Raw genomic sequence first — 24196 nt, forward strand, 5'->3', positions numbered from 1 at the left:
TCGGGTCAGGACGGGTCGTCCTGCAGCACCCAGGGCGGGCCGCCGGCCTTGGGGTGCCTGAGCCAGGGCTCGTCGCCGGGCGCGAGCGTGTCCCAGCCCCGGGCGCGCGACGCGGCGGCCGCGAGCACGCCGACGACGAGCGACGGTGCCTGCACGCGGCGCGCGAGCACGGCGTCGAGCGCCTCGTCGAGCGGCACCCACCGCACCTCGATGTCGGCCTCCTCCTCGGTCCGCTCGAACGCGGGCACGGCGGAGACGGCGCGGGCGAGGTAGATGCGGATCGTCTCGTCGCTGCCGCCCGGCGAGTTGAGGAAGTCGGCGAGCACGTCCCAGCGCTCGGCGGCGAGGTCGGCCTCCTCGGCGAGCTCGCGCTGCGCGGCCTCGAGCGGCGGCTCGCCGTCGACGTCGAGCAGGCCGGCCGGGATCTCCCACTCGCGGGCGCGGACGGGGTGCCGGTACTGGCGGATGAGCAGCACCCGTTCCTCGTCGTCGAGGGCGAGCACGGCGACGGCGCCGGGGTGCACGAGCACCTCGCGGGTGATCGTGGCGCCGTTGTACTCGAAGGTCTCGGCGACGACGTCCCAGACGCGGCCCGAGTGCAGCGTCCTCCGCTCGACCACGCGCGGGTGCTCGGGGACGTCCGCGATGGGCCCGGTCTCGACGGGAGCGACCGCCGTCGGATCGCTCGTACCCGTCTCAGGCATCCGCGGCCACCCGCTCGAGCGTCTCGGCCGCCTCGTCCTCGAACAGCCGGCTCGCGCGCTGCCGTTCGAGGGCGGCGCCGACGAGCCCGCGGAACAGCGGATGCGCTCGCGTGGGGCGGCTGCGCAGCTCGGGGTGCGCCTGCGTGCCGATGTAGAACGGGTGCACGTCGCGGGGCAGCTCGACGAACTCGACGAGCCGGTGGTCCGGCGAGGTGCCGGAGAAGACGAGCCCGGCGCCCGCGAGCCGGTCGCGGTAGTGGTTGTTCACCTCGTAGCGGTGGCGGTGCCGCTCGTCGATCGCCGCGCTTCCGTAGAGGTCGCGGGCGAGCGAGCCCTCCTCGAGGTCGGCGCGGTACAGCCCCAGCCGCATCGTGCCGCCGAGGTCGCCGCCCGACAGGATGGCGACCTGCTCGGCCATCGTCGCGATGACCGGGAACGGGGTGTCCGGGTCGAACTCGGTCGACGAGGCGTCCGGCAGCCCGGCCTCGTTGCGCGCGTACTCGATGACCATGCACTGCAGGCCGAGGCAGAGCCCGAGGGCGGGGATGCCGTTCTCGCGGGCGAAGCGGAGCGCGCCGAGCTTGCCCTCGATGCCGCGCACGCCGAACCCGCCGGGCACGCAGATGCCGTCGACGTCGCCGAGCAGGCGCGCGGCTCCCTCGGGCGTCTCGCAGTCGTCGCTCGTGACCCACTTCAGCCGCACGGTCGTCTCCTGGGCGAAGCCGCCGGCGCGGAGCGCCTCGGTGACCGACAGGTAGGCGTCGGGCAGGTCGATGTACTTGCCGACGAGGCCGATGACGACCTCGTGCCGCGGCTCGTGGACGGCCCGGACGACGGTGCTCCAGCGCGTCCAGTCGACGGGGCCCGCCTCGAGCCGGAGCGCCTCGACGATGGTGTCGTCGAGGCCCTGCTCGTGCAGCATCATCGGGATGTCGTAGATCGACGGGGCGTCGGTGGCGTTCACCACCGCCTCCTCGTCGACGTCGCACATGAGCGCGATCTTGCGCTTGTTCGCCTCGGACACCGGCCGGTCGGAGCGCAGCACGAGCGCGTCGGGCTGGATGCCGATGGAGCGCAGCGCGGCCACGGAGTGCTGCGTCGGCTTCGACTTCTGCTCCCCCGATGTCGGCAGGTAGGGCACCAGCGAGACGTGGACGAAGAACACGTTCGTGCGCCCGAGCTCGTGCCGCACCTGGCGCGCGGACTCGAGGAACGGCTGGCTCTCGATGTCGCCGACGGTGCCGCCGATCTCCGTGATGATCACGTCGGGCTGCGGGTCGTCGTTCGCCTGCAGCCGCATGCGGCGCTTGATCTCGTCGGTGATGTGCGGGATGACCTGCACCGTGTCGCCGAGGTACTCGCCCCGGCGCTCCTTCGCGATCACCTGGCTGTAGATCTGCCCGGTCGTGACGTTCGCGGCCTGGCTCAGGTTGATGTCGAGGAACCGCTCGTAGTGCCCGATGTCGAGGTCGGTCTCGGCGCCGTCGTCGGTGACGAACACCTCGCCGTGCTGGAACGGGTTCATCGTGCCCGGATCCACGTTGAGGTACGGGTCGAGCTTCTGCATCACGACACGGAGACCCCGCGACGTGAGCAGGTTGCCGAGGCTCGCGGCCGTCAGCCCCTTCCCGAGGGAGGAGACGACTCCTCCGGTGACGAAGATGTGCTTCGTCGTCCTGCCGGGCGCTGATGCTGGGGCGTCGACCACGGATCTCCACTGTACCGGCGCCACGGACACCGCCAGGCCGCGACGACCCTCAGTGGCCGGTGCGAGGTGCTGGACGCGCCGCCTCGTCGGCGAGGTCGAGCAGCTCCTGCGCGTGCGCGAGCGCCGACTCGCTCGTCGTGAGTCCCGAGAGCAGGCGTGCCATCTCGGCCACGCGGGCGTCGCCGGCGAGCTGCTCCACGGTCGAGGCGGTGACCCCGCCATCGGCGTCCTTCAGCACCCGCAGGTGGTTCGTCGCGAAGGCGGCCACCTGCGCGAGGTGCGTCACGGCGATCACCTGCGACGAGCGGGCGAGCCGGGCGAGGCGCTTGCCGACCTCGATGGCGGCGGCGCCGCCGATGCCCGAGTCGACCTCGTCGAAGACGAACGTGGGAACCGGGTCGGCGCCCGCGAGCACGACCTCGAGCGCGAGCATGACCCGCGAGAGCTCGCCGCCCGACGCCCCGCGCGCGATCGGCCGCGGCTCGGCGCCCGGGTAGGACTGCAGCAGCAGCTGCACCGCGTCGCGACCGGTCGACGTGAGCTCCTCGCGGCTCTGCACGTCGACGAGCACCGCCGCGTTCCCCATGGCGAGGTCGCCGAGCTCGGCGGTGACCGCCTCACCGAGGCGCGCGGCGGCCTCCTGCCGGGCGGCGGAGAGGCGGTCGGCGAGGTCGTTCGCGAGCCGCTCGTCCTCGGCGACCTGCTCGCCGAGGCCCTCGATGCGGTCGCTGTCCTGGTCCAGCTCGAGCAGGCGGACGGATCCGGTCTCGGCGTAGGCGAGCACGTCGTCGAGCGTCGGGCCGTAGCGGCGCAGCAGCACGGCGAGCTCGTTGATGCGCTGCTGGGTGAGCTCGAGGCGGCCGGGCGCGTCGGGATCGAGGCCGCCGAGGTACGAGGCGAGCTCGGCCGAGGCGTCGGCGGCGAGGGTCGCGACCTCGGCCACCGACTCGGCGATGCGGGCCAGTTCAGGGTCGAGGTCCGCGTGGCGCTCGAGCGCTCGGCGGGCCTCGACGAGGAGGCTCAGCGCATCGAGCGCGCCGATGTCCTCGCTCGAGAGCGCCTCGTGCGCGGTGGCGGCGGCGAGCCGCAGCTCGTCCTGCGCGCTCAGCCGCTCCGCGAGCGCGGCGAGCTCCTCATCCTCGCCCGGCTGCGGCGCGACGCCCTCGATCTCGGCGAGCGCGGCCCGCAGCTCATCGGCCTCGGCGGCGCGCTGGTCGCGCTCGGCGGTGAGCAGCTCGAGCTCGGCCCGGTCCTCCTGGAAGCGCCGGTGCACGCCCGTGTAGCGCTCGAGCAGGTCGGCGACCTGCGGCCCCGCGAAGCGGTCGAGCATCTCGCGCTGCGCGGCGGGTGACTTGAGGCGCAGCTGCTCGGACTGCCCGTGCACGGCCACGAGGTCGTCGGCGAGCTCCTGCAGCACGCCGACCGGGACGCCCCGTCCGCCGACGTTCGCGCGGCTGCGGCCCTCGGCGGTGACGGTGCGGCTGACGAGCAGCTCGGCGCGGCCGTCGTCGACCGGCTCGAGCTCGCCGCCGAGCTCGTCGACGCGGGCGGCGAGCGAGCCGCCCGACGGGACGAGCCAGCGGGCCTCCGCCACGGCGTTCGCGGCGCCGCGCCGGAGCATGCCCGAGTCGGCACGGCCACCGAGCAGCAGCCCGAGCGCCGTGATGACCATCGTCTTGCCCGCGCCCGTCTCGCCGGTGAGCGCGGTGAAGCCGGGGCCGAGCGGCAGGGTCGCGCGCTCGATGACGCCGATGCCGCGGATGCCGATCTCCTCGATCATCGTTGGCGGTCCTCCGCGGGCCCGCGCCAGCCGGAGACCGGCAGGTCGAACTTGCGCACGAGTCGATCTGTGAAGCGATCGGTGTCCCTGTGCAGGCGGGCGAGCCGCACCGGCACATCCGAGGCGGACACCTCGACGCGCGCGCCGGGCTTCAGGTCGTGCATGCGCCGGCCGTCGCACCAGAGCACGCCGCTGCCTTCGGTACGACGGAGCACCTCGATGGCGACCACGGAGGTGGGCGGCACGACGACGGGACGGGCGAACAGGGCGTGCGCGGAGAGCGGCGCGGTGAGGATGGCGTCGACCGTCGGCCACATCACGGGACCGCCGGCGGAGAACGCGTACGCGGTGGACCCCGTCGGCGTCGAGACCACCATGCCGTCGCAGCCGAAGCTCGTGAGGGGGCGCCCGTCGATCTCGACCACGACCTCGAGCATGCGCTCGCGCGACGCCTTCTCGACCGTCACCTCGTTCAGCGCCCAGTCGGTGTGCACGATCCGGCCGTCCTCGAGCGCGCGCACCTCGAGCGCGAGGCGCTCCTCGACGTCCCACTCGCGCTGGACGACGCGGCGGATGGTGTCGCGCAGGTCGTCGCGCTCGGCTTCGGCCAGGAACCCGACGTGGCCGAGGTTGACGCCGAGCACGGGCACGGCCGTGCCGCGGACGAGCTCGGCGGCGCGCAGGATCGTGCCGTCGCCACCGAGGACGACGACGAGCTCGAGATCGCGCACGGCGACGTCGGCGCCGAGCAGCACCGCGGACGACGCCTGCGGTGCGACCGCGCCGAGGTCGTGCCGCTCGCGCTCGGGCAGCACGACGGTGACGCCGCCCGACACGAGCAGCTCGAGCACCGTGCGGGCGGCGTCGAGCGACTCGGCACGGCCCGTGTGCGCGATCACGAGGACGTGCCGGGGCTCATGCGTCACGAGTGCCTCCCGTCCTCCTCGCCCGTCGCACGGGCGAGAGGGCCCTCCCATTCTGCGGGATGCCGTCCGGACCCCGGCTGCAGGAGCACCAGCACCTCCCGGTTGCCGTGCATCCCCACGACCGGGGAGGGCAGGATGCCGGCGGTGCCGAGGCCGAGCGTCCAGGCGGCGTCGAGCACGGCGCGGACGGCGCGGGTCCGGGCGGCGGGGTCGCGGACGACGCCGGCCTGGACACCCGTGCGCCCGACCTCGAACTGCGGCTTGACGAGCAGCACGACCTCGGCGTCCGGCGCGGTGCGGCGGATCGCGGGAAGCACCTGCGTGAGGGAGATGAACGACAGGTCGGCGACCACGACGCCGGGCTGCTCGCTCGAGGCGGTGAGGACGGCGAGCCGCTCCGCGGTCAGATCGCGGGCGTTCTCCCCCTCGATCACGGTGACGCGGGGGTCGGCGCGGAGCTCGGGCACGAGCTGGTCGCGGCCGACGTCGAGCGCGACCACACGGCGGGCGCCGCGCGCGAGCAGGACCGCGGTGAAGCCGCCGGTCGACGCGCCGAGGTCGAGCGCGAGCCGGTCGGTGACATCGAGCCGGAAGGCGTCGAGCGCGGCCTCGAGCTTGCCGGACGCGCGGCTGACGGGCAGCGCCCCGTCGAGCGCGAGGTCGTCGTCGTCCGCGACCGGGGCCGACGGTCGCGTGACGACGGTGCCGGTGACGGTGACGCGCCCCTCGGCGATCGCCCTGGCGGCCGCGTTCCTCGAGCGGGCGAGGCCGCGCGCGACGAGGGCGACGTCGAGACGGCTCGTCATCCGCGCGGGTCGTCCTCGTCGTCCTGCAGGCGACCGAGCAGCGCGTCGTGGACGGCGAGGTAGGCGGTGGCGCGCTCGCGGACCGGGAGGGCCTCGATCGCCGGCACCGGGAGGACGGGGTCGGCCACGGGCGTCAGCGTACCGGCGGCTCGAGCAGGGCGCCGGGGATGTCGAGCGCGTACGCGGTGGTGCCCGAGCCCCAGACCGCGAGCGCGGCGGCGCGGAGCACGTCGAGCGGATCGCCGTCGCGGGCGATCTCGACGGCCCGCCCTCGGACGCGCACCACCGCGTCGCCGACGCGATGCCCGTCGCGCGTCTCCCGGACCTCCGGGTAGGGCTCGGTGAGCCCCCGGAGGTCGGCGAGCACGAACGGCGGGCGGGCCTGCTCGGGCGCCGCGAGCAGCTGCTTCGGCCCGTCGATGCCGGTGAGCACGAGCGCGGACGGCATGCCCGCCGCGTTCGCGCCCGCGATGTCGGTGTCGAGACGGTCGCCGACGAAGAACGGCGATCCCGCTCCGAAGCGCTCGACGGCTGTGTCGAAGAGGGGCCGCTCGGGCTTGCCCGCGACGACCGGCAGCCGGCCGACCGCCGAGTGCACCGCGGAGACGAGCGTGCCGTTCCCGGGCGCGATCCCGCGCTCCACCGGGATGGTCCAGTCGGTGTTCGTCGCCACCCACAGACGGTCCGGGTCGGCCAGGGCGAACGAGGCCTCGGCGAGGTCCTTCCAGCCGAGGTCGGGCGAGAAGCCCTGCACGACCGCGTCCGGGGCGTCGTCCGCGGAGGTCACGACAGCGAAGCCCGCGCCCTCGACGGCGGTGGTGAGCCCGTCCCCGCCGATCACGAGCACGCGCGCGCCCGCCGGCAGCCGCTCCCCGAGCATGCGGACGGCGGCCTGCGGCGACGTGACGACCTGGTCCGTCCCGACCTGCAGCCCGTACCCGCGGAGCTGCTCCGCGACCGTCTCGGGACGCCGTGACGCGTTGTTCGTGATGTACCCGACGCGCGTGCCGTCGGCGGCGATGGCGGTGAGGGCGTCGACCGCGTGCGGGATCGCGTGCTTCCCGCGGTAGACGACACCGTCGAGGTCGAGCAGCAGCACGTCGGCGCCGTCGAGCGGCGCCCGCTGCTCGCGCCGTCGCCCGAAGGCAACCATCAGCCCTCCTCGGGCCGCGGGACCGCCTCGGGCTGCGGCTCGTTCCCGTCGTCCGGCAGCTCGGCGGCCGTCGGCTCGGGCGTGGTCCCCTCGGCCTCGGCCGAGCCCGCGACGTCCGGCGTGACGCCCACGGCGGGACCGCCGACGGCCTCGTCACCGGTCTCGGCCAGGTCGGGCTCGTCCTCGTCCGACTCGGCCTCCTCGATGCGCTCGGTGAGCACCTCGACGGCGTCCGACTCCGCCTCGGCCTCGTCGAGGACCTCGGCGGCACGATCGGCACGGGCCTGCCAGCGCTCGGCCTCGGACGCCTCGCCGAGCTCCTCGTGCACCGTGGCGAACGCGGCGTACAGCGCCGGGGTCCAGACGAACACCCGGTTGAGGTCGAACGGCGCCCGCTCCAGCTCGACGAGCGCGGCCTGCGGGTCGCCCTGGTCGAGGCGTGCGCCGGACATCGCGATCGCGAGCCCCACCTGGGCCTCGACGGGCAGCGTGCCGCGATCGACGGAGCGGCCCAGCTCGAGGGCGCGATCCGGCCGCCCCACGCCGCGCTCGCTGTCCACCATGAGCGCGATCTGGTCGTCGGAGCCGGAGATGCGGCGGAAGGTGCGCAGCTCGCGCAGCGCCAGCGCGAAGTCGCCCACGCCGTAGGCGGTCAGGGCGACGGCCTCGCGCACCACCGCGACCCGGCCGGCGCGTCCGGCTGCGGCCATCGCATGCCGGTGCGCGAGCGCCGGGTCGACCTCGAGCATGCGGGCGGCCATCACGAGGTGCCGGGCGACGACCTCGGCGTTCTCCTTCGTCAGGGTGCGCAGCTCGCCGCGGGCGGAGCGTTCGAGGTCGTCCGCACGCACGTCCTCGGGCAGCGGCGGTTCGTCGCGACGCGGACCGTGGTCCTCGCGGTGCGCAGGCCCCGAACCGAAGGCGGCCCGGCGCTCGTCGTCACGGGGACGCGCGACGTGCCGGCTGCCGTTGTCCCGACGCGGCCCGTCGAACCCTCCGGAGCGGCGGTCGTCACGAGGGCGGAAGGCCTCCCGCGGCGCCCCGGCGCCTCGATCGTCTCGCGGGAAGCGCGAGTCCGAGCGTCCCTCACGCGGCCGGAAGCCCTCCCCCGAACGACCCTCGCGGTCAGGTCGTCCCCGGTCGGCACCGTTCCGCGGACGGAATCCCTCGCGCTGCCCGCGGTCGTCGCGCGGACGGAACCCCTCGCGCCCGCCGCGCTCGTCCCGGGGCCGGAACCCCTCACCCCCACCACGCTCGTCGCGCGGACGGTAGCCCTCGCGAGGACCACGCTCATCGCGCGGGCTCCGCTCATCACGGGGGCGGTACCCCTCACGTCCGCCTCGGTCGTCACGCGGACGGAACCCTTCACGGGACCCCCGGTCGTCCCGGGGACGGAAGCCCTCTCGAGAGCCCCGGTCGTCCCGGGGACGGAAGCCCGCGCGCGGACCCCGCTCGGAGCCGGGCCGCGAGCCCTCGCCGCGGTCATCACGGCCGCGGTAGCCCTCGCGCGGTCCGCGGTCGTCACGCGGACGGAACCCCTCACGCCCACCACGCTCATCGCGCGGTCGGAAGCCCTCTCGGGCCCCGCGGTCGTCGCGCGGACGGAAACCCTCGCGGGATCCCCTGTCACCGCCGGACCGGGAGCCCTCGCCGCGGTCATCACGGGGTCGGTAGCCCTCCTGCCCGCCGCGATCGTCACGTGGGCGGTACCCCTGGCGCCCACCCCGATCGCCGCCGGGCCGGGAGCCCTCACCGCGGTCGTCACGAGGGCGGAACGCGTCGCGTCGCGGCCGCTCGCCGCCTTCGCGCGGGCCGCCGGGACGCTCGTCACCGAAGCGGCGTCGCTCGCCGGGGCGGACGTCATCGCGGAAGCCGCCGGTGGGGCGACCGGAGCTGCCGGAGTACGGGCGACGGTCACCTGATGAGCCACCTCGCGCGCCGCCTGACGCGCCCCGGTCGCTGCTGCCTCGGTCGTCGCGCCGGGGTCGGCGGTCGTCGGGACGGTCGCCGCGCTCGTTCCGGCGCGGCCGATCCGGCTGCTGGTCGTCGTCGTCGGCCACGTTCCGCCTCCGCAAGCACTGTTCTGGTGGGAAAACACGACGAGGCCGGCTTCGGAATCGAAGTCGGCCTCGTCGTTGAATGATGTCCGGCGGTGTCCTACTCTCCCACGGGGTCGCCCCCGCAGTACCATCGGCGCTGAGAGTCTTAGCTTCCGGGTTCGGAATGTGACCGGGCGTTTCCCTCTCGCTATGGCCGCCGTAACGCTCTCGACCCTGTGACGGGATCACGTGCGTGACCGTCGGTCGGGAACCACAGAGTGGACGCGAGCACACAACAGCTTTCTTGAACCATGTGTGGTGAAGTCGTCGGCGTATTAGTACCGGTCAGCTCCACACCTTGCGGTGCTTCCACATCCGGCCTATCAACCCAGTCGTCTACTGGGAGCCTCACACCCTCGAGGGGCATGGAAGTCTCATCTTGAAGACGGCTTCCCGCTTAGATGCTTTCAGCGGTTATCCGGTCCGAACGTAGCCAATCAGCGGTGCTCCTGGCGGAACAACTGACACACCAGAGGTTCGTCCATCCCGGTCCTCTCGTACTAGGGATAGATCTTCTCAAACTTCCAACGCGCGCAGCGGATAGGGACCGAACTGTCTCACGACGTTCTAAACCCAGCTCGCGTACCGCTTTAATGGGCGAACAGCCCAACCCTTGGGACCTACTCCAGCCCCAGGATGCGACGAGCCGACATCGAGGTGCCAAACCATGCCGTCGATATGGACTCTTGGGCAAGATCAGCCTGTTATCCCCGAGGTACCTTTTATCCGTTGAGCGACAGCGCTTCCACAAGCCACTGCCGGATCACTAGTCCCGACTTTCGTCCCTGCTCGACCTGTCAGTCTCACAGTCAAGCTCCCTTGTGCACTTACACTCGACACCTGATTGCCAACCAGGTTGAGGGAACCTTTGGGCGCCTCCGTTACTCTTTAGGAGGCAACCGCCCCAGTTAAACTACCCACCAGGCACTGTTCCTGAACCGGATCACGGTCCGAGGTTAGACATCCAGAATGACCAGAGTGGTATTTCAACAACGACTCCACGGACACTGGCGTGCCCGCTTCACAGTCTCCCACCTATCCTACACAAGCCACACCGAACACCAATACCAAGCTGTAGTGAAGGTCACGGGGTCTTTCCGTCCTGCTGCGCGTAACGAGCATCTTTACTCGTAGTGCAATTTCGCCGAGTTCGTGGTTGAGACAGTTGGGAAGTCGTTACGCCATTCGTGCAGGTCGGAACTTACCCGACAAGGAATTTCGCTACCTTAGGATGGTTATAGTTACCACCGCCGTTTACTGGGGCTTAAATTCAGAGCTTCGCCTTGCGGCTGACCCCTCCTCGTAACCTTCCAGCACCGGGCAGGCGTCAGTCCGTATACATCGTCTTGCGACTTCGCACGGACCTGTGTTTTTAGTAAACAGTCGCTTCCCACTGGTCTCTGCGGCCATCACCGCTCCCGGAGCAAGTCCGTTCACGGCTCCGGCCCCCCTTCTCCCGAAGTTACGGGGGCATTTTGCCGAGTTCCTTAACCACGATTCTCTCGATCTCCTCGGTATTCTCTACCTGACCACCTGAGTCGGTTTGGGGTACGGGCGGCTGGAACCTCGCGTCGATGCTTTTCTCGGCAGCATAGGATCACCGATTTCCCCCGTGAGGGGTACCCATCAGGTCTCAGGCTGTATGAGGCACGGATTTGCCAATGCCTCGCCCTACACCCTTGGACCGGGACAACCATCGCCCGGCTCGGCTACCTTCCTGCGTCACACCTGTTAATACGCTAGCCGCACCAGTTCGGGTCGAGTGCTCCACCCCCAGCACCCACAAGGGGCACCGGAGGCTTCGGACTCTTAGCATCACTGGATTGACTGGGGCGGTTCTTCGCCGGTACGGGAATATCAACCCGTTGTCCATCGACTACGCCTGTCGGCCTCGCCTTAGGTCCCGACTTACCCAGGGCGGATTAGCCTGGCCCTGGAACCCTTGGTCTTCCGGAGGACGGGTTTCTCACCCGTCTTTCGCTACTCATGCCTGCATTCTCACTCGTGTGGCGTCCACGGCTGGATTCCTCCGCCGCTTCACCCGCCACACGACGCTCTCCTACCGATCCGCACGACTGGACCACGAAGGCCTGTCACTAATGCGAATCCCACGACTTCGGCGGTGTGCTTGAGCCCCGTTACATTGTCGGCGCGGAATCACTTGACCAGTGAGCTATTACGCACTCTTTCAAGGGTGGCTGCTTCTAAGCCAACCTCCTGGTTGTCTATGCAACTCCACATCCTTTCCCACTTAGCACACGCTTAGGGGCCTTAGTCGGTGGTCTGGGTTGTTTCCCTCTCGACGATGAAGCTTATCCCCCACCGTCTCACTGCTGCGCTCTCACTTACCGGCATTCGGAGTTTGGCTGACGTCAGTAACCTTGTAGGGCCCATCGGCCATCCAGTAGCTCTACCTCCGGCAAGAAACACGCAACGCTGCACCTAAATGCATTTCGGAGAGAACCAGCTATCACGAAGTTTGATTGGCCTTTCACCCCTACCCACAGCTCATCCCCCAGGTTTTCAACCCTGGTGGGTTCGGTCCTCCACGACGTCTTACCGTCGCTTCAACCTGGCCATGGGTAGATCACTTCGCTTCGGGTCTAGGACATGCGACTCACTCGCCCTGTTCGGACTCGCTTTCGCTCCGGCTCCCCCTCACGGGTTAACCTCGCCACATATCGCTAACTCGCAGGCTCATTCTTCAAAAGGCACGCCGTCACAACCACAAGGATCGCTCCGACGGTTTGTAAGCAAACGGTTTCAGGAACTATTTCACTCCCCTCCCGGGGTGCTTTTCACCTTTCCCTCACGGTACTTGTCCGCTATCGGTCATCTGGGAGTATTTAGGCTTACCAGGTGGTCCTGGCAGATTCACACGGGATTTCTCGGGCCCCGTGCTACTCGGGTGCTCCACGACGCGGGAGCGATGTTTCGACTACGGGATTGACACCCTCTCTGATCGGCCGTTCAAGACCGTTCGTCTACACCGCACCACATACGCCCGACGGCTCAGCAGACCATCAAGCGGAGTCCCACAACCCCGGACACGCAACGCCTGCCGGCTTGACACGTGACTCGGTTTAGCCTCTTCCGGTTTCGCTCGCCACTACTCACGGAATCACTGTTGTTTTCTCTTCCTGTGGGTACTGAGATGTTTCACTTCCCCACGTTCCCTCTACCCGCCCTATACATTCAGGCGGGAGTCACCAGGTCACATCGCTGCACCTGGCGGGGTTTCCCCATTCGGACATCCTCGGATCGAAGCCCGCTTATCGGCTCCCCGAGGCTTATCGCAGATTGCTACGTCCTTCTTCGGCTCCAGATGCCAAGGCATCCACCGTTTGCTCTTGAAAACTTGACCACGCATGAGAATCGTGCCCGAACCCCGTCCGAAGACGAGATCCGAGCTCGACCAAAATTGCTGTTCGAACCCGCCACACCACTCCCGAAGAAGCGCCGCGCGGGTTCAGATGCTCGCGTCCACTATGTAGTTCTCAACCTACGGTCGGCACCCCACCCGGACCCGGCCGAAGCCGGACCAGACGAGGTCCGAGGTCCCGAACCGCCCGCACCCGTTCCCGAGCTCCAGCGGCGTCGATCCCTCAGGACCCAACAGCGTGCACACGCCACCACGACAGCAGCGCCCTCTCTTCCAGAACCACCGAAGCGGCTCGTACTGGCAGGACGCCGGCATCCCGGCGACTCATCGTCAATGTTCCACCCTTGAGCAGCCACCCGAGCACGAACGGCTCGGCAGTGGCCTGCCTGGCACGACCACCCGGAGGCGGACGTGCAGGTGCTCCTTAGAAAGGAGGTGATCCAGCCGCACCTTCCGGTACGGCTACCTTGTTACGACTTAGTCCTAATCACCGATCCCACCTTCGACGGCTCCCTCCACAAGGGTTGGGCCACCGGCTTCGGGTGTTACCGACTTTCATGACTTGACGGGCGGTGTGTACAAGGCCCGGGAACGTATTCACCGCAGCGTTGCTGATCTGCGATTACTAGCGACTCCGACTTCATGAGGTCGAGTTGCAGACCTCAATCCGAACTGAGACCGGCTTTTTGGGATTCGCTCCACCTCACGGTATTGCAGCCCTTTGTACCGGCCATTGTAGCATGCGTGAAGCCCAAGACATAAGGGGCATGATGATTTGACGTCATCCCCACCTTCCTCCGAGTTGACCCCGGCAGTCTCCTATGAGTTCCCGGCATGACCCGCTGGCAACATAGAACGAGGGTTGCGCTCGTTGCGGGACTTAACCCAACATCTCACGACACGAGCTGACGACAACCATGCACCACCTGTGCACCCGCCTTGCGGGGCGACCATCTCTGGCCGTTTCGAGTGCATGTCAAGCCTTGGTAAGGTTCTTCGCGTTGCATCGAATTAATCCGCATGCTCCGCCGCTTGTGCGGGCCCCCGTCAATTCCTTTGAGTTTTAGCCTTGCGGCCGTACTCCCCAGGCGGGGCGCTTAATGCGTTAGCTGCGACACGGGAACCGTGGAATGGCCCCCACATCTAGCGCCCAACGTTTACGGCGTGGACTACCAGGGTATCTAATCCTGTTCGCTCCCCACGCTTTCGCTCCTCAGCGTCAGTTACGGCCCAGAGATCTGCCTTCGCCATCGGTGTTCCTCCTGATATCTGCGCATTCCACCGCTACACCAGGAATTCCAATCTCCCCTACCGCACTCCAGTCTGCCCGTACCCACTGCAGGCGCGAGGTTGAGCCTCGCGTTTTCACAGCAGACGCGACAAACCGCCTACGAGCTCTTTACGCCCAATAATTCCGGACAACGCTTGCACCCTACGTATTACCGCGGCTGCTGGCACGTAGTTAGCCGGTGCTTTTTCTGCAGGTACCGTCACTCTCGCTTCTTCCCTGCCAAAAGAGGTTTACAACCCGAAGGCCGTCATCCCTCACGCGGCGTTGCTGCATCAGGCTTGCGCCCATTGTGCAATATTCCCCACTGCTGCCTCCCGTAGGAGTCTGGGCCGTGTCTCAGTCCCAGTGTGGCCGGTCACCCTCTCAGGCCGGCTACCCGTCGTCGCCTTGGTAGGCCATCACCCCACCAACAAGCTGATAGGCCGCGAGTCCATCCCGAACCGAAATTCTTTCCACCCGGAACGATGCCGTTCCAAGTCATATCCAGTATTAGACGTCGTTTCCAACGCTTATCCCAGAGTCCGGGGCAGGTTACTCACGTGTTACTCACCCGTTCGCCACTGATCAGCGGAGCAAGCTCCGCATCACCGTTCGACTTGCATGTGTTAAGCACGCCGCCAGCGTTCGTCCTGAGCCAGGATCAAACTCTCCATAAAGGTCTAGACCCGCCACCCGAAAGCAACGGAAACCAGGATGCAGCCACCAGACGGGAACCGACCGGCGGACTACGAGTTCAATCATGACTGTCGGATGTCTACTGACATCCATCAATCCAAAGGAATCTCCCGACCAGACAGAGCCTGGCCGACGAGGTTTATTGGCATTGACAATTGTGCACGCTGTTGAGTTCTCAAAGATCGACCGCACACCACCCACCGAAGCTTCCACTCCGGCGACCTGGGGCACCTCGATCGTCCCGACGCTCTCGCTCCGCCGGCTGACGCCGTCGGTTCCGCGATCTGCAGAAGGGGCTTCCCACCTGGGGCCGGAGAGCTTCCGCTCATCCGCACCGCTTGGGGGCGAGAGGAGAAGTTACGTGGATCCGGCGCTCGGTGCAAGCGCGGGCGACGTCCCGGGCGTGTCGCGCGAGCGGCGCCGCTCGAGGACGGGCAGCACGGCCCCGATCGCGGCCAGCAGCACCGTGCCGGCCGAGAGCGGCACGGTCAGGGTGCGGACCACGCGGTCGCCGCTCCCCCACGCCGAGCGCACCCCGGACAGCGCGACGAGCAGGACCGCGACGAGGACGAGGGGACGTCGCGCGACGCCCAGGGGCGATGACGCCGCCGGACCCAGCGGTGTGCTCCCTCGACCGCGGATCGCCGCGCCCGCGAGCACGGCGAGCCCCACCGCCGAGCTCGCCTCCTGCAGCCACGCCGCGACAGGTCGTCGGGCCATCGATCGCTCGAGCAGGGGGACGAGCCGGGTGCCGCGGCGCCCGGGGTGCGTGAAGGAGTCCCAGACGACGTGGCTGGCGGTTCCGGCGACGAGTCCTGCGAGGAGCCGACCCGAGAATCGCGGAAGGGCCGGCCGTCCCGCGGCCTGCGGGAGCCGTGCGCGGACCGCGTCCGGCGCGAGCGCGACGAGCGCCGGCCGGATGAGCAGCTCCCACCCGGCGAGGAGCCCGAGCGCGAGTGCCGGGTCGAGGGTGAGCACCGCCCACGCCTCGTGTGTCTGCCGCTGGCGGCGGGCCATCACGAAGAGCGGCAGGTCCGGCGCCATCGCCCCGGCCGCCACGGCGGCGGGAGGCAGCCCGGCCCTGCGCGCCAGCAGAGCGACCACGGCGTGCGCAGGGGTGTACGGCATGTCAGGGGGCGACGACCGCCGCAAGGGTCCGCTTGCCACGACGGAGCACCGCGTACCGACCGTGCAGCAGCGGACCGAGCCGGGCCTCCTGGTCGGGCACCCGCTCGTTGTTCACGTACACCCCGCCCTGGGCGATCGCGCGCCGCGACTCCCCCAGCGACGACGTCAGCCCGGTCGCCACGAGCAGCCCGGCGACGGGATCCTCGGGCGCGCCCTCGGTGCTCGGCAGCTCGGCGAGCGCGGAGCCGAGTGTGGCCTCGTCGAGCGCCGCGAGGTCGCCGCCGCCGAAGAGCGCGACCGACGCGTCCCGCGCCGCCTCGGCCGCCTCGTCGCCGTGCACCGTCGCGGTCACCTCGAGAGCGAGCCGTCGCTGCGCCTCGCGCGCACCGGGCCGCTCGACGGTGGCGCGCTCGAGCTCCTCGATCTCGGCCCGAGACAGGAACGTGAAGACCTTGAGGCGGGAGACCACGTCGGCGTCCGCGCTGTTCAACCAGAACTGGTAGAAGGCGTACGGGCTCGTCTGCCCGGGGTCGAGCCAGACCGCGGTGCCCTCGCTCTTGCTGAACTTGCGGCCCTCGCTGTCGGTGACGAGCGGCGTGCCGATCGCGTGCACCGCGACACCTTCGACGCGGCGGATGAGGTCGATGCCGCTCGTCAGGTTGCCCCACTGGTCGCTGCCTCCGGTCTGCAGGGTGCAGCCGTGCTGGCGGTAGAGCTCGAGGAAGTCGTAGCCCTGCAGGATCTGGTAGCTGAACTCCGTGTAGCTGATGCCCGCCTCGGAGTTGAGGCGCGCCGCCACCGCGTCCTTCTTGAGCATCGTGCCGACGCGGTAGTGCTTGCCGATGTCGCGGAGGAAGTCGATCGCCGACAGCGGTGCCGTCCAGTCGAGGTTGTTCACCATGCGCGCGGCGGCCTCGCCCTCGAAGTCGAGGAACCGCTCGACCTGCTCGCGGAGCAGGGCCACCCACGACGCGACCGTCTCGGGGCTGTTGAGCGTGCGCTCCGCGGTCGGGCGCGGATCGCCGATGAGCCCCGTCGAGCCGCCGACGAGTCCGAGCGGCCGGTGCCCGGCCAGCTGGAGGCGTCGCAGGACGAGCAGCTGGGTGAGGTGCCCGAGATGGAGGCTCGGCGCGGTGGGATCGAAGCCGCAGTACGCCGTCACCGGTCCGGCCCTGAGCGCTGCCGCGAGCGCGTCCTGGTCGGTCGACACGTGGACGAGACCGCGCCACTGCAGCTCGTCCCAGATCGATGCGAAGGTGGGGTCGTTGCGCTGGCGCGAGAGCACGGGCGTCGGCACCACGCCACGCTACCAGTGAGGCTCGGGCACGAGCCACGGCGATCAAGCCGCTCGACTTGACTTCCTCGGATCAAGCCTGCAGACTTGGTGCGTGTTCGTGCTCACCGTCGACCAGGTGGCGAGCCGCCGCGGCGCCGATCGCGTCCCGGAGATCACGGCTCGCATCGAGGCGCGGCACGGCCCCGCACTGGTCCTCGGGCCGGACCGGACCGCCGGTGACGAGTTCCAGGTCGTCCTCGGCACGGCCGACGACGCCCTCGGCATCGCCCTCGACCTCCACCGCGACGGCGGCTGGAGCGTGGGTCTCGGCATCGGCCCCGTGCGGGCCCCGCTGCCCGCGACGACCCGTGAGGCACAGGGCGACGCGTTCATCGCGGCCCGCGCGGCGATCGACGAGGCGAAGCGACGTCCGCTCCGCTTCGCGCTGGCCGCGACCGGCGGCGACGCGCTCGTCGGAGCCGCGGGGGTCGCGGCGCTCGTCGACCTGCTGCTCGACCTGCGCGATCGGCGCACGCCCGAGGGCTGGGAGGTCGCCGACCGCCTCGAGGCCGGCCGCACGCAGGCCGACATCGCCGCCGAGCTCGGCATCACCCCGCAGGCCGTGAGCCTCCGCGCCCGCGCCGCCGGCGTGCGGCTCGAGCAGCGCGCCCGGCCCGCGCTCGTGCGGCTGGTCGCGGCGCTCGACGTCGCCGCCCCCGCATAGCCTTCGGGCGTGCTCGTCGTGTCGCCGCTCGTGGTCCTGCTCTCCGTGCTGGGCTGGACCGCCGTCGTGCTCTGCGTCGCGGCCGCCGCCGTCCTCGCCGTCGTCGCCTGGCGGCGTCCACGGCGTCCCCTCACCATCGTCACCGCCGGCGTCACCGCGCTCACGCTGCTCATCGCCGCGTTCCCCGCGTCCCCGGCTCCGGCGCCGGTCGCGGCGCTCGTGACCGTCGGAGCGCTCGTGCTCGCGGTCGCCGGCGGCAGCCCCGTCACCCGGCACCTGCTCGACCGCGTCGACTTCGACCAGACCGAGGGCGAGCACGGCGGGCTGCTCGCCGCCGACGGCCGCGAGCTGCTGCGCGGCGGCGAGGTCATCGGTCTGCTCGAGCGGCTGGCCGTCGCGGGCGCGATCGTCGCCGGGTTCCCGGAGGCGCTGGCGGTGGTCATCGCGATCAAGGGCGTCGGGCGCTTCACCGAGCTCGAGACGGGTGCCGTGCGCGAGCGGTTCATCGTCGGCACGCTCGTGAGCTGGGTGTGGGCCGCGGCGGCGGCCGGCATCGTGCTCCTCGTCCGGTCCTGACCTCCGCCCGCGCCCCTCATCCGGCGCGGTGCGGACGACGAGCCGTCAGGCCTTCGCCACCCGACGCCGTGCCACCGCGGACCGGTACGAGGACACCGTCGGGTCGCCCTCGAGCCAGAACCGCCACGGATAGGCAGCGGCATCGCCGCCCGGGCCGGAGACGCCGGTGCGCGGGCCCGTCCGCACCGTACCGACGGGCTCGTCCGCGAGATCGAGGGTGAAGGCGTCGCCGGCGAGCAGGTCGGCGCCCCCGTCGTCGAGCGTGATGCCGAGCGCGAGGGCGAGGCGGGCCGGACCGCGAGCGAGATCGGCGTCGCCGCGGCTCGTCGTCCGGCGGCTGCGTGCGAGCTCGAGCCCGTCGAGCACCTCGGCGCCCCGCAGCAGCACTCCTCCGGCCGAGCCGGGCGGGAGGCAGACGACGTTCGCGCAGGTGTGCATGCCGTAGGTGAAGTACGTGTACAGGTGGCCGGGCTCGCCGAACATCACCGCGTTGCGGGCGGTGCGGCCACGGTGCGCGTGCGAGCCCGGGTCCTCGCCCTGCCCCTGATAGGCCTCGACCTCGGTGAGGCGCACGGTGACCGCGCCGTCCGGCGTGCGATGGGTGAGCCGCGCACCGAGCAGCAGCGGCGCGACCTCCGGTGCCGGGCGGGCGAACGCGGCGCGATCGGGGATCAGAACAGGTGTCCGAGCATCGAGGCCCAGACGACGCCGCCGAGCACGACGACGGCGGCGAGCACCACGATCGTGCGCATCACCCAGGGCCGCTCCGGGCGTCGTTCGGGCCGGCGGGGGTCAGCCATCGAGGACCTGCTTCGCGCGGCGCACGTGCTCCGTGAGCGCGGCGAGCTGCTCGCGGACCCGGTCCGGAGCGGTGCCACCGACCCCGGAGCGCGAGGCGACCGACCCCTGCACGGTGAGCACGTCGCGCACGGCCGGGGTGAGGCGCGGCGACACCGCGGCGAGCTCGTCGTCCGACAGCCCCTCGAGCGGCAGCCCGCGCTGCTCCGCCGCCTGCACGAGGGATCCCGTGATCTCGTGCGCCTCGCGGAACGGCACACCCTGCTTCACGAGCCACTCGGCGACGTCGGTCGCGAGCGAGTAGCCGAGCGGCGCGGACGCCGCCATCGCGTCGATGTCGAAGCGGAGCGTCGCGACGAGCCCCGTCATCGCCGGCAGCAGCAGCTGCAGCGTCACGACCTGGTCGAAGACCGGCTCCTTGTCCTCCTGCAGGTCGCGGTTGTAGGCGAGCGGGAGGCCCTTCAGCGTGGTCAGCAGACCCGTCAGGTCGCCGATGAGGCGTCCGGCCTTGCCGCGCGCGAGCTCGGGGATGTCGGGGTTCTTCTTCTGCGGCATGATCGACGACCCGGTCGACCACGAGTCGTGCAGCCGGGCGAACCCGACGTCGCGGGTGCACCAGAGGATCACGTCCTCGGCGAGCCGCGACAGGTCGACGCCGATCATCGCGGCGACGAAGGCGAACTCCGCGACCACGTCGCGGGCGCTCACGCCGTCGATCGAGTTCTCGACGACGCCGGAGAAGCCGAGCTCGCGGGCCACCTCGCCCGCGTCGAGGCCGAGGCTCGAGCCCGCGAGGGCACCGGAGCCGTAGGGCGAGCGGTCGGCGCGGCGGTGCCAGTCGCCCAGGCGCTCCAGGTCACGCACGAGAGGCCAGGCGTGCGCGAGCAGGTGGTGCGCGAGCAGCACCGGCTGCGCGTGCTGGAGGTGCGTGCGGCCGGGCAGCACCGCGTCGAAGTGCGCGTCCGCCTGGCTCGCGAGCGCATCGACGAGGTCGACGAGCCCGAGCGCGACCGCGCGGGCGGCGTCCTTCAGGTAGAGACGGATGAGCGTGGCGATCTGGTCGTTGCGGCTGCGACCGGCGCGGAGGCGGCCGCCGAGCTCCTGCCCGACCTCGGCGAGCAGGGCCTGCTCGAGCGCTGCGTGCACGTCCTCGTCGCCGGGGTCCGGCTGCAGGGAGCCGTCGGCCACGCGGTCGGCGAGGCGATCCAGCCCCGCCTGCAGCCGCGCCAGGTCGTCCTCGGCGAGATGACCCGCGGCGGCGAGCGCGTTCGCGTGCGCCTTCGAGCCGGCGATGTCGTAGGGCGCGAGCGCCCAGTCGAAGTGCGTCGAGCGGCTGAGGGCGGTGAGCTCGTCGGACGGACCGGCGGCGAAGCGGCCACCCCAGAGCGCGCCGGCGACCGTGCCCTCGGTCCCCTCGCTCATACGGCCAAGCCTAGCGACGGCACTCCTCCTGCTTCCGGCATGCGGGGAGGGCTCAAGCGCGCGCGAGCAGCCAGGTGAGCAGCGCCTTCTGGGCATGGAGGCGGTTCTCCGCCTCATCCCAGATGACGGACTGCGGACCGTCGATGACCTCGGGCTCGACCTCGTAGCCGCGGTCGGCGGGCAGGCAGTGCAGGAAGACCGCGTCGGGCGCCGCCTCCGCCATGAGCGCGGGCGTCACCTTGTAGGCGGCGAGCGCGGCGACGCGCTGCTCCTTCTCCTCCTCCCGGCCCATCGACACCCACGTGTCGGTGACGACGACGTCGGCGCCGCGGACGGCGGCGGTCGGGTCGTGCTCGAGCGTGACCGAGCCACCCGTGCCCTCCGCGATGCGGCGCGCGTCGTCGACGATCTTCGGGTCCGGCGCGTACCGCTCGGGGTGGCCGATGCGCACGTGCATCCCGGCGGTCGCGCCCGCGAGCAGGTAGGAGTGGACCATGTTGTCCGCGCCGTCGCCGACGAACGCGACGGTCAGGCCCGCGAGACGGCCCTTGTGCTCCTCGATGGTGAGCAGGTCGGCGAGCAGCTGGCACGGGTGGAAGTCGTCGGAGAGCGCGTTGATGACGGGCACGCGGGTGCCCGCGGCCATCTCATCGAGGCCGGCCTGGGCGTAGGTGCGCCAGACGATCGCCGAGACCATCCGCTCGAGCACGCGGGCCGTGTCGCTCGGGGTCTCCTTGCCGCCGAGCTGGCTGTTCGCGGTCGAGATGATGAGCGGGCTGCCGCCGAGATCGGCGATGCCGACCGCGAAGCTCACGCGGGTGCGGGTCGAGGACTTGTCGAAGATCACCGCGACGGTCTGCGGACCGGCGAGGGGCTGCGCGCCCCACCGGTCGGCCTTCATGCGCTTGGCGAGGTCGAGCACCTCGCGCTGCTCGGCGGGGCTCAGGTCGTCGTCGCGGAGGAGGTGTCGGGTCATGCTCGTCCTTCGTTGTTCGGGCTGCGGGTCACGGCGGCTCACGCGAGCCGCTCGACGACGGGCAGCAGCGCCTCGACGAACCCCTCGCGGTTCCGGAGCAGGTCCGACGACACCAGCAGGTGGGTGGAATTGACGGCCCAGGCGCCGATGCCTGCGACGGGTACCTCGTCGACCCGGACCGTGAACGGCCTCGTCGGCCGTCCCTGCTCGCGCTCGACGGCCTGCACGATCTCGAGGACGGGCAGGGGCTGTCGCATCATCGCCTCGACATGAGCCCGCATGCGCTCCCCCGCCCAAGCCCGCGCCCGCTCACCCTGCGTCGTGAGCAGCGTCCGGAGCGCCGGGGCGTCAGCAGGGGGCATCGCCTCATGCAGGTGCAGCGGATTCAGCGCCTCCGCACTCCGCGGCAGCATGGCACCCCACCATGCGTTCCACTCGGCGTCGAGCTCGGCGCCGCCGCGCACGTGGTGGTCACGCTCGACCGACGGCGCCGCCGGAGGGAGAGCTGGAGACGCCTCGTGCGTCACGCCCGCGAGGTCGCGCAGGTGAAGGGCGACCGCGAGCGCGCGGGGCGCGTTCACGGCGACCCGCCAGCCGGCCCCTTCGGATGCCCTCATCGGAACGCCATCTCTCGTTCGCCGCCGCCTCAGGCGGCGGCGAGGGCGGCCGCGAAGCGCTCGCGGAAGGCGTCGATCTCGGCGTCGCCGACGATGAGCGGCGGCGCGAGACGGATCGAGGTCGGGTTGATGGCGTTCACGATGAGGCCGTGCTCGAGCGCTGCGGCGCCGATCGCGGGCGCCGCGTCGGCGGTGGTGCCGACGCCGATCAGCAGGCCGCGACCCCGCACCTCGGTGACGAGGTCCGACCGCATCCCGAGCACGACGTCGCGGATCTGCTCGCCCCGCCGGGCGGCGTTCGACAGCAGGTCGGCGCGCTCGATCTCGTCGAGCACCGCGTTCGCGATGGTGGTCGCGAACGGGTTGCCGCCGAAGGTGCTGCCGTGGTCGCCGCGCTGCAGCAGCCGGCTCGCCCGGCCGAACGTGACGAGCGCGCCGAGCGGCACGCCGCCCGCGATGCCCTTCGCGATCGAGACCGCATCGGGCACGATGCCCTCGCGCTGGTGGTCGAACCAGCGGCCGGTCCGGCCGATGCCGGTCTGGATCTCGTCGACGATCAGCAGCGCCCCGTGCTCCTCGGTGAGCCGCCGCGCCTCCGTCAGGTAGCCGTCGGGCAGCGGCACGACGCCGGTCTCACCCTGGATCGGCTCGACGATCAGCGCCGCGACGTCGTCGCGCATGGCCTGCTCGAGGGCGGCGACGGTGGGTTCGAGGTGCTCCACGCCCGGCACCATCGGCTCGAAGGGCGCCTGCAGCGCCGGCTTCCCGGTGAGGGCGAGCGCACCCATCGTGCGGCCGTGGAAGGCGTTCCTCAGCGCCAGGATGCGGTTGCGCCGGGAGTCGCCGTTGCGGCGAGCCAGCTTGAAGGCCGCCTCGTTCGCCTCCGCACCCGAGTTCGCGAAGTAGACACGGCCCTCGGCACCGGCCCCGGTGATGCGCTTCAAGCGCTCGGCGAGCTCGAGCTGCGACGGCGTCGCGAAGTAGTTCGAGACATGCACGAGCAGCGCCGCCTGCCGGCCGGCGGCGGCGACGAGCGCGGGATGCGCGTGCCCGAGCGAGTTGACCGCGATGCCGCCGAGGAAGTCGAGGTACCGGGTGCCCTCGTCGTCCTCGACCCAGCAGCCCTCGCCCTTCACGAGCAGCCGGAGGGCGGGGGCGTAGCTCGCCATGAGGTCCTCGGCCTGACGTTCCCGCCAGGTGCGGCCGGTCGTCCCCGTTCCCGTCGTCTCCGTCGTGTCCGTCATGCCGGGACCACCTCCGTGCCGATGCCGCTGCCCGTGAACACCTCGAGGAGCACCGAGTGGGGGGTGCGCCCGTCGATGATGGCCGCTCGCGGGACGCCGCCCTCGACGGCCTCGAGGCAGGCCGTCATCTTGGGGATCATCCCGGACTCGAGCGCGGGCAGCATCGCCCGCAGCTCGTCGGTGGTGAGGGAGCTGACGAGGGAGTCGCGGTTCGGCCAGTCGGCGTAGAGGCCGGGGACGTCGGTGAGCACGACGAGCTTCTCGGCGCCGAGCGCGACGGCGAGCGCCGCGGCGGCGCTGTCCGCGTTCACGTTGAGCGACTCCCCCGGCCGGTCGAGGTCCGGCGCGATCGTCGACACGACGGGGATGCCGCCGGCGTCGAGCTGCGCGAGCACCACGGCGGGGTCGACCTCGACGACGTCCCCGACCTGCCCGAGGTCGACCGGGCGCCCGTCGACGAGTCCCGAGCGCCGGCGACCGCCGAAGAGGCCGGCGTCCTCGCCGGAGACCGCGGCGGCGAGCGGGCCGTGCCGGTTGATGCTCGTGACGAGGTCGCGGCTCACCTGGCCGGTGAGCACCATGCGCACGACGTCCATGACCTCGGGGGTGGTCACGCGGTAGCCGCCGCGGAACTCGCTCTCGATGCCGAGGCGCGCGAGCATCCGGGAGATCTGCGGACCGCCGCCGTGCACGACGACGGGCCGCACGCCGACGGTGCGGAGGTAGACGACGTCCTCGGCGAACGCCGCGATCAGCTCGTCGTCGACCATCGCGTTGCCCCCGAACTTCACGACGAGGACGCGCCCCGCGTACCGCGCGATCCACGGCAGCGACTCGAGCAGCACGGCGGCCTTCGCCTTCGCCTGCTCGGGCGTCGTCGTCTGCACCGGCAGGGGTCGGGGCGACGCGGC

At 70.8% G+C, this 24196-nt stretch carries 19 protein-coding genes and 3 rRNA genes; 2 read left to right on the top strand and 20 right to left on the bottom strand.

Annotated features, from left to right (window positions below; translation table 11 throughout):
• Window positions 1–5: 5 nt before the first annotated feature.
• From QDR37_RS13380 to tyrS, 13 genes are all read right to left on the bottom strand, one after another.
• Window positions 6–704, bottom strand: a complete 699-nt coding sequence (locus QDR37_RS13380; protein ID WP_279714286.1) for an NUDIX hydrolase — start codon at window positions 702–704, stop codon at window positions 6–8.
• The gene (locus QDR37_RS13385) at window positions 697–2412 is read right to left on the bottom strand and encodes a CTP synthase (RefSeq protein WP_279714287.1); all 1716 of its coding nucleotides are present in this window, start codon (window positions 2410–2412) and stop codon (window positions 697–699) included. The genes QDR37_RS13380 and QDR37_RS13385 overlap by 8 nt, the downstream gene beginning before the upstream one ends.
• A gap of 49 nt (window positions 2413–2461) precedes the next feature.
• Window positions 2462–4192 (bottom strand): DNA repair protein RecN, encoded by a 1731-nt coding sequence (gene recN / locus QDR37_RS13390; RefSeq protein ID WP_279714288.1) that lies wholly within the window; start codon window positions 4190–4192, stop codon window positions 2462–2464.
• Window positions 4189–5118: an NAD kinase gene (locus tag QDR37_RS13395; protein ID WP_279714289.1), complete on the bottom strand. Its 930-nt coding sequence runs from the start codon at window positions 5116–5118 to the stop codon at window positions 4189–4191. The genes recN and QDR37_RS13395 overlap by 4 nt, the downstream gene beginning before the upstream one ends.
• On the bottom strand, window positions 5115–5924 hold the full coding sequence (locus tag QDR37_RS13400) for a TlyA family RNA methyltransferase (RefSeq protein ID WP_279714290.1): 810 nt from the start codon (window positions 5922–5924) through the stop codon (window positions 5115–5117). Before QDR37_RS13400 ends, QDR37_RS13395 begins: the two co-directional genes overlap by 4 nt.
• Window positions 5921–6052 (bottom strand): hypothetical protein, encoded by a 132-nt coding sequence (locus tag QDR37_RS13405; RefSeq protein ID WP_279714291.1) that lies wholly within the window; start codon window positions 6050–6052, stop codon window positions 5921–5923. The genes QDR37_RS13400 and QDR37_RS13405 overlap by 4 nt, the downstream gene beginning before the upstream one ends.
• A 5-nt stretch (window positions 6053–6057) precedes the next feature.
• Window positions 6058–7077, bottom strand: coding sequence for an HAD-IIA family hydrolase (locus tag QDR37_RS13410; protein ID WP_279714292.1), 1020 nt, complete (start codon window positions 7075–7077; stop codon window positions 6058–6060).
• A complete protein-coding gene (locus QDR37_RS13415) occupies window positions 7077–7928 on the bottom strand; it encodes a hypothetical protein (RefSeq protein WP_279714293.1) in 852 nt (283 codons plus the stop codon). Before QDR37_RS13415 ends, QDR37_RS13410 begins: the two co-directional genes overlap by 1 nt.
• Before the next feature lie 1293 nt (window positions 7929–9221).
• Window positions 9222–9338, bottom strand: a 5S ribosomal RNA gene (rrf, locus tag QDR37_RS13420).
• 93 nt (window positions 9339–9431) lie between these two features.
• Window positions 9432–12540, bottom strand: a 23S ribosomal RNA gene (locus QDR37_RS13425).
• 446 nt (window positions 12541–12986) lie between these two features.
• A 16S ribosomal RNA gene (locus QDR37_RS13430) occupies window positions 12987–14505 on the bottom strand.
• The 16S, 23S and 5S rRNA genes sit together here, the layout of an rRNA operon.
• 376 nt (window positions 14506–14881) lie before the next feature.
• Complete coding sequence (locus tag QDR37_RS13435; protein WP_279714294.1) at window positions 14882–15652, bottom strand: DUF4184 family protein; 771 nt, start codon at window positions 15650–15652, stop codon at window positions 14882–14884.
• 1 nt (window position 15653) lies between these two features.
• Window positions 15654–16949 (bottom strand): tyrosine--tRNA ligase, encoded by a 1296-nt coding sequence (tyrS, locus tag QDR37_RS13440; RefSeq protein ID WP_279714295.1) that lies wholly within the window; start codon window positions 16947–16949, stop codon window positions 15654–15656.
• A 91-nt stretch (window positions 16950–17040) separates the two neighbouring features.
• Here tyrS and QDR37_RS13445 point away from each other — a divergent pair, with 91 nt between their 5' ends.
• Together QDR37_RS13445 and QDR37_RS13450 are read left to right on the top strand one after the other, a co-directional pair.
• Window positions 17041–17652 (top strand): helix-turn-helix transcriptional regulator, encoded by a 612-nt coding sequence (locus QDR37_RS13445; RefSeq protein ID WP_279714296.1) that lies wholly within the window; start codon window positions 17041–17043, stop codon window positions 17650–17652.
• A 9-nt stretch (window positions 17653–17661) separates the two neighbouring features.
• Entirely contained in the window at window positions 17662–18228 is a 567-nt protein-coding gene (locus tag QDR37_RS13450) for a hypothetical protein (RefSeq protein WP_279714297.1), read from the top strand.
• A 45-nt stretch (window positions 18229–18273) separates the two neighbouring features.
• Here QDR37_RS13450 and QDR37_RS13455 read toward each other — a convergent pair whose 3' ends face one another.
• Genes QDR37_RS13455 through argB form a run of 7 tightly spaced genes read right to left on the bottom strand, consistent with a single transcriptional unit; the run spans window position 18274 to window position 24178 of the window.
• Window positions 18274–18900, bottom strand: coding sequence for a DNA-3-methyladenine glycosylase (locus tag QDR37_RS13455; protein ID WP_279714872.1), 627 nt, complete (start codon window positions 18898–18900; stop codon window positions 18274–18276).
• Window positions 18900–19028, bottom strand: coding sequence for a hypothetical protein (locus QDR37_RS13460; RefSeq protein WP_279714298.1), 129 nt, complete (start codon window positions 19026–19028; stop codon window positions 18900–18902). Before QDR37_RS13460 ends, QDR37_RS13455 begins: the two co-directional genes overlap by 1 nt.
• The gene (argH, locus tag QDR37_RS13465) at window positions 19021–20448 is read right to left on the bottom strand and encodes an argininosuccinate lyase (protein ID WP_279714299.1); all 1428 of its coding nucleotides are present in this window, start codon (window positions 20446–20448) and stop codon (window positions 19021–19023) included. Before argH ends, QDR37_RS13460 begins: the two co-directional genes overlap by 8 nt.
• Before the next feature lie 52 nt (window positions 20449–20500).
• Complete coding sequence (gene argF / locus QDR37_RS13470; protein ID WP_279714300.1) at window positions 20501–21424, bottom strand: ornithine carbamoyltransferase; 924 nt, start codon at window positions 21422–21424, stop codon at window positions 20501–20503.
• 38 nt (window positions 21425–21462) lie between these two features.
• Complete coding sequence (locus QDR37_RS13475; RefSeq protein ID WP_279714301.1) at window positions 21463–22041, bottom strand: hypothetical protein; 579 nt, start codon at window positions 22039–22041, stop codon at window positions 21463–21465.
• A gap of 29 nt (window positions 22042–22070) precedes the next feature.
• Entirely contained in the window at window positions 22071–23285 is a 1215-nt protein-coding gene (locus QDR37_RS13480; RefSeq protein ID WP_279714302.1) for an acetylornithine transaminase, read from the bottom strand.
• Entirely contained in the window at window positions 23282–24178 is an 897-nt protein-coding gene (gene argB / locus QDR37_RS13485) for an acetylglutamate kinase (protein WP_279714873.1), read from the bottom strand. Before argB ends, QDR37_RS13480 begins: the two co-directional genes overlap by 4 nt.
• Window positions 24179–24196 lie beyond the last annotated feature (18 nt).

Source organism: Amnibacterium sp. CER49, from assembly GCF_029846255.1.
GTDB lineage: Bacteria > Actinomycetota > Actinomycetes > Actinomycetales > Microbacteriaceae > Amnibacterium.